At 50.0% G+C, this 6,744-nt stretch carries 3 protein-coding genes and 2 tRNA genes; 2 read left to right on the plus strand and 3 right to left on the minus strand.

The window, feature by feature from the left end; translation table 11 throughout:
- The first annotated feature begins 226 nt into the window (after positions 1-226).
- Both Q0O19_RS06590 and Q0O19_RS06600 read left to right on the plus strand, forming a co-directional pair.
- A complete protein-coding gene (locus Q0O19_RS06590) occupies positions 227-1,570 on the plus strand; it encodes an integrase family protein (RefSeq protein WP_295521175.1) in 1,344 nt (447 codons plus the stop codon).
- Between the two features lie 2,046 nt (positions 1,571-3,616).
- Positions 3,617-4,186, plus strand: coding sequence for a hypothetical protein (locus tag Q0O19_RS06600; protein WP_295521170.1), 570 nt, complete (start codon positions 3,617-3,619; stop codon positions 4,184-4,186).
- Between the two features lie 165 nt (positions 4,187-4,351).
- Here the strand turns inward: Q0O19_RS06600 and Q0O19_RS06605 are convergent.
- The 3 genes from Q0O19_RS06605 to Q0O19_RS06615 form a co-directional block, all read right to left on the minus strand.
- Positions 4,352-4,427, minus strand: a tRNA-His gene (locus Q0O19_RS06605).
- A gap of 25 nt (positions 4,428-4,452) precedes the next feature.
- Positions 4,453-6,384, minus strand: a complete 1,932-nt coding sequence (locus tag Q0O19_RS06610; RefSeq protein WP_295521172.1) for a SurA N-terminal domain-containing protein — start codon at positions 6,382-6,384, stop codon at positions 4,453-4,455.
- A 63-nt stretch (positions 6,385-6,447) separates the two neighbouring features.
- A tRNA-Val gene (locus Q0O19_RS06615) sits at positions 6,448-6,523 on the minus strand.
- Positions 6,524-6,744 lie beyond the last annotated feature (221 nt).

Consider the following 6,744-nt stretch of genomic DNA (forward strand, 5'->3'; position numbering starts at 1 on the left):
AGGGCTTTTCATAATTTGGGGTGGCTGATGGGGCTCGAACCCACGACAACAGGAATCACAATCCTGGATTTAATGTATTTGCATGTGTTGATCAATGTTGGTAAAATCTATACAAATCAACAACTTATGTTATTTTATTGTCGAAGTCAATGATTCATGTGTTGATATAAACACCATTAAATACATCAAGCTTGCCTACAGATTGCCTACAAATTTAAGGAGCTCCATGGAAAAGGAAGTTAGCAGGGTGAAGCTGACCAGTGGCCGGATTAATGACTTTGCCTGCCCGATAGGTAAGCACCAAGCTTTTTTATGGGACACCATTTCCCCAACGCTGGCGTTACGGGCAACGCCGACAGGACGAAAAACTTACGTTTTTGAATCACGGCTGAATGGTGCAACCATCCGTATAACCATTGGCACTCAAAAAGACTGGCTCATTGAACAGGCTCGGCAAAAAGCCCAAGGTTTGAAAATGATGGTGGACAATGGTACGGACCCCCGCGAGGTTGAGCGCGAAAGACAAGCCACCGCAATTGAAAAGAAGGCAACCGCCGCAGCGAATGTGGAAACTGCAAAAGTTGCCGCTATTACCGTGGGCGAAGTTTGGGCCAATTACATAGAAGAACGCAAGCCGTTTTGGGGTGACTTGCACTTACGAGACCATATCGACAAAACTAAGGCTGGGGGGTTACCGTCTGGTCGCCGGGGTGGTGGCAAGCAATTGACCAAGCCGGGGCCACTTGCGCCATTGATGCCGCTGGCGCTGAAAGACCTGGACCAAGCGACCATTGAGGCTTGGGCAGTTATTGAAGGAAAAACTCGCGCATCATCTGCCCGTCTTGCGTGGCGACTGCTGACGGTGTTTCTTACATGGTGTGCCGAGCAGCCTCAATATGCCTCCTTGCTGCCTACTAAGAACCCAGCCAAAACAAAGAAAGCCCGTGAAGCATTAGGCAAGGCCGGGGCGAAATCAGATGTTCTGCAACGTGAACAACTTGCCGTATGGTTTGCTGCCGTTCAACAGATACAGAACCCCGTAATCGCTGCCTGCCTTCAAATGATGCTGCTGACTGGTGGAAGGCCGGGCGAGGTGCTTGGGCTGCGCTGGGAGGACATAAACACCCAATGGAAGGGAATAAGCATTCGCGACAAGGTGGAAGGAACTCGCGAGATACCCGCCACACCCTACATGCTCCATTTGTTGTCTGCCCTGCCCCGTCGCAATGAATGGGTTTTTTCAAGTCCCACAAGTGGAACCGGTTGCCTGACCGAACCGAACACACCCCACACCCGCGCATGCAGAGCCGCTGGCCTTGAAGGGTTGACGCTGCATGGACTACGCCGTTCGTTTAAAAGCCTTACTGAATGGCTGGAAGTACCCGTAGGCGTGGTGGCACAGATTCAAGGCCATAAGCCAAGCGCAACCGCTGAAAAGCATTACACCGTTCGACCCCTGGAACTGCTACGCGTTCACCATGAAAAAATCGAGGCATGGATATTGGAGCAAGCCAAGGTGACGTTTGATGCCAAGGCCGCGGTAGGTGCGCTGCGTGTGGTGAATGTATGAAATAGCGTGAAGGCCTAGAGAGGTTTATCCAGGGTAAATAGACGAGTTTATCAAGTGCGGTAGACGCTCATCGGCATCAATAAATGAGCTGATACTGTTGGTTAAAATATTTATTGACACATTTTTGTGCGCGCGTGTAGAATAATGAATGAGACGGCAATCAACATACTTGAATTTGCCAACCTGTATTTGCTTGAATAAAGCAATTTCTGAGTGATTCAGAAATATTAAGCACTTTCTCAGAGGTGCGCCAAGAGCGATTCTTGGTTAATACAAGACAAAACAAACTTGGGCTTTAAAACGCCCGTCGTTTAATTTAACTTGGATTAATTATGCAATCATCTTGTAACGATATTCCGCCGCTGGAATCCGTAACCCGTCCGACAGTGAACACCGCTGCCGCTGCCTACTATCTAAACCGTAAACCGCAGACATTGCGATGCTGGGCAGTAAGTGAGGGTGGTGCTGTAAATCCCATTCGCATATCGGGTCGCCTCGCATGGAAGGTAGCAGATTTGCGCCGCGTTCTGGAGGTGGCCAAATGAAAACGCCCCGCCCTGCAAAAGCAGAACAGAGCGCCCTAGACAGCGTTAATTTTACCTTACCTGCCCATTTCACAGGCACAGATAACCCGCGCCACTTGCGCACTATTCAAGCCCTAATGACGCGCCCGATATCTCGGGAGCAAATCGACCAAATCGCGGGCTGCTCAAACGGTCCTGAATTGATTGCAGAGCTGCGCCGCCGTGGGCTGAATGTGCCATGCACCCGCACCAAAAAGATAGACCGCGACTTGTTCGACTGTTGGCCTGGCGTTTACCACTTGACCCAGACAGACCGCCGCCGTGTACTGGCGTGGCTGGCAAAGCGAAAGGCATAACCCAATGTCAAACGGTCGTAATCAAAACCGCAAGGGTGATTCAGGCAGGGATTCGGGGGGGTTCGTAGCGTTACCTTGGTCTGTATTGGATTGCCCAGCATATGCTCTTTTAAGCCATCCAGCTAAAGCATTGCTATTTGAACTAGCCAGACAGTTTGTGCGTGACAACAACGGGCGTATGTTGTTATCCGGAGCGTACCTTGCCAAACGCGGGTGGAAAAGTTCTGACGTTATCACCCGTGCTAAACGTGAGCTGTTGGCCGCTGGGTTTATTTTTGAGACGGTCAAAGGCCATAGACCAAACCGGGCAAGCTGGTACGCCGTAACTTGGCGAATGTTGGACAAACTGCAAGGTTATGACACGGGTGCGGCATTGACCTTTGAACGTGGCGCATACCAAAAATCTGCGCCATTGAAAAAAAACCTTACTCCGCCTCACGGTGCTAGGAGTCACGCCATAGCACCGTCTCCCGGTTTAGACAGGTGGTCTTCTATGCCGTCTAACGGTGCTGTCAAGGCAACTTTATGCAACTTGTCTACACCGTCTTACGGAAACCATCTAGAGAAGCCATCTACTGCCAACCAAATCAAACACTGAAAGAAAACCATGTCCACATTTAGAAACAATCAATTCACCGCTGAACACTTCAACGACAAAAGTGGCCCTGCTGTAATGCTGACCTAGCAAAAAGGCATATGCGACGCTCAAACCTTCATCATTTACTTGGACGTGAAGTTGTAAAGGAGTTCTTCTACAGGTGCTAAGAACTTTAAAATTTTCGCTGCCAAGCGGAGCAGTCCTCCTGCTAATTTCCCACGACCACAAAGTCAGGGGGGGGCTATACAAGATGAATTGAAAACAAGCGACCCAGCCTAATCCGCTGGGTTTTTTGTTTTTTGAGGTCGCAAACAATGGCAAGTTAACCGAAACCGTTTGGCGACTTTATTCAAGCTCAAAGCTGGGTTATGTGCCTAAGTTATGCGGAATGGAGGAAGTTGAAAAATTGCACTCGAAGTCAGGGAAGCGGGCGTCTCACTTCCTCATGGCAAGCACAGCAAACTTGAAAAATTCCTATTGAAATTTAGTAGGTTAAAGTAAGGAACACTAAGACCAGCGGAAGATACCTTTTGCTTGTTACTTATGTTTAAGCTGTTTGGAGATAGAAATGGATTCAAAGCAATCTATTGGTGCTATGAAAAATGTTCTTTTGGCATTCTTGAGTGGGCTCTCAATGCAAGTGACAGCCCAAAATCAAGCACCGATTCTTGGAGTTAGATTAGGCGAGGACTTTAAGAGTCAGTTCTCAGATTGCGGTGCAGGTCAACGGGACAATTGGTGCTGGACAAGCAATGACAAAATATTTTTAATGCCACCTGATTCGGAGTCTCCAACCGCGCTCCCTGTTTGGGTCAAAAGGGAAAAGTTGTATCCCAGACCCAATTCAGAAGGAAAATTAGACTTCTTTAATGTTTCGACGCTTGGTCCGCGAGTTCAAGGGCGAGTCATCACAGCGGTAACAGAACGTTTCGGAGAGCCGACTTACCAGAGCAAGGAGGTCAAGCAGACATCTGGGGGCGCTCAGTTTGAAGTGATTTACTCAAGGTGGAGTACAAGCACCACGGTTGTAACTCACGATTGTGGGAGAGTTGATGAGTGCAAGCTCTCATTCTTCACGGCTGAAGCTTATGAAAAGCTAGTTGAGCGTGCCAGGATAAATTCTGAGCGCAAGCTCTGATAAGTGACTCTGGTGCTAAATTTTTTGTCAAAGACCCAGCCGCACAGAATATTTTTTGCAAATGCGCGTCTGCTTCACCTTAGCAAATTGCCTACAGATTGCCTACAACAGGCCATAAAGCAAAAAGCCCAACCGGTGAGGGCTGGGCTAAGTGCTTGATTTACTTGGGGTGGCTGATGGGGCTCGAACCCACGACAACAGGAATCACAATCCTGGACTCTACCAACTGAGCTACAGCCACCGCAGACGAATATTATAGCGCTGTCTCAAGGCTTTTCGCTGGACAAATCACCCAAGTTCTTGGGTTTTTCAGCCAACATTTCGACTTTGAATTTGGACTTGAGGCTTGCCAAATAAGCTTGCGATTCGGCTTGGGACCACAGGCGAGCAAATTGAGCACGGCTCTGCTCGGCTTGTTGAGCAGAAGCTTCTGGGCGCGGAACAATTTTGTTGATGCGAACCACGGCGTAACCCTGAACACCCAAATCCACACCCACCAGCGCCGGAAGTTTGGACGGCTCAGCACGCAATGCCGCATCGATGACCGCTTGAGGCAGAGCAGGCGGCTGGTCACGCGAAACAGTCAAAGCCTCACCCAAATTGGCTTGGGCAGGCTCCGCTTTCCAAGCGGTCAAGCGGGCCAAGCCTTCGGTTTTTGCCAATTCGGCCGACTTGGCTTGAACCAGCCATTGACGCGCATCGTCTTTGACCTCGTCGAATGGCCGCAAACTGGCGGGGCGGTGGCTGACAATTCGGGCTGAAACCAAGGTATTGGGTGCCACTTCAACTGCAGCCGTGTTGCGTCGCTTGGAGACCGCATCTTCGGAAAAAATAGCTTGCAGCAGTTTGGGGTTGCTCAAAGCGCCCGGCATACCAGGCGCTGGGATGCGCGTCAGGGCTTGTGCTTTTTGAACCGATAACTTCAATTTTTCGGCCACAGGCGCCAAACTGTCGGACTGTTCATAAACACTGTTGCTGAACGTCTCGGCCAATTCGGCAAATTGCCTTTGGGCTTGTTGCTTGCGCAAATCGGCCTCCAGTTGAGTGCGCATGGCTTCAAACGATGGCGCTGCTGGCTGCTTCACATCGGTCAACAAAATGATGTGAAAACCGAAATCGGAGGTCACGATGTCGCTGATGTCCCCCTTTTTCAACGCGAAAGCCGCGTCCTCAAAAGGCTTGACCATGGCACCGCGAGAAAAATAGTCCAAGTCACCACCGTTTTGTGCCGAGCCTGTGTCGTCCGAGTTTTTGCGGGCCACTTCTGCAAAGGTTTTGGGTGCTTTGCGCACAACTGCCAACAACTCTTCGGCCTTGGTGCGCGCTTTGGTCTTGTCGGATTCAGGGAGGTCTTTGGCCGCATTGATCAGGATGTGGCTGGCGCGGCGTTGTTCTTGACCAGACAAGCGCTGCAGGTTTTGCTCATAGTAGGTTTTCAGGTCTTGATCGGGCAATTCAATGCGTGCCTGCAAGGATGGTAAATCCAGGACCAAAAACTCGATGTCCGCATTTTCAACCGAACGAAAACGGTCTGAATTTTGTTGGTAGTAGGTCTGCAGATCGGCATCGGTCACGACCACTTTGGCCGCAAAGTCACCCGATGGCCAGCGTTTGACTTGAACGTCGCGGCGCTGCAGGTAAGCGTCCAATGCCTTGTCGGTTTGACTTTGTGTGGCAAATGCAGAAGCTTGCAAACCCGCCAAAACTTGCTGGTTGGACAAATCGCGCCGTACACGGGCTTCGAACATTTCGGGCGTCATGCCTTGGCTCGCAGCCAATTGGCGGTAACGGTCCATGTCCAATTTGCCATCCGGGCCACGCAAACCAGCAATCGAGGGATCTTGCTGCAGGTAACTGGCCAAGCGCTGATCGCTGGTGACCAGCAATTGCTTTTCAGCGGCCAATGCAATCAAACGTTCATTGACCAACTTGTCCAAAGTGGCATAACGGGCTTCAGCCGAATCCAACAATTTGGGATCGATGTTCGGAACTGAAGCGCGGATGCGGTCCACTTCCACTTGGTGAGCCGCATCCCATTCAGACTGGGTGATCTTGTTGCCATTCACACGGGCCACTACAGCGCCTTTGTCCTCGAACTGGCTATAGCCTTCAATGCCAAACAGAACAAAAGAAGGAATCACCAGCAGGAACAACAAACCCATCAGAATTTTGGAGTTGTTGCGAATCGAATCAAACATGTCTGAAGTCTCGTGTTGTCAACAAAAAAGGCGAACACAGGGTTCGCCTTGGTTTGTATGTGGTGGTGGGCGCTGACGGTCTCGAACCGCCGACCTACTCCGTGTAAAGGAGCCGCTCTACCAACTGAGCTAAGCGCCCCACATAAAAAATCTTCAATTCAAAACTTCACCATGACTGGGCAAGAAGAAGCTTTGGAACTTGGGCAGTTTTGATTTTAATCGCACCGACAAGGTGCAAGGGGTCAAAACTGCTTGTTCAACATGGTTCATTCGTGGGTGATGGACCATGTCCCTTGAAAAATGGCTTTGAGGCCATTCACAACAGAATGTCGATTTTATCCTTGAAAAATCCACCAATCA

The organism is Limnohabitans sp. Rim8, assembly GCF_945869175.1.
GTDB lineage: Bacteria > Pseudomonadota > Gammaproteobacteria > Burkholderiales > Burkholderiaceae_C > Limnohabitans_A.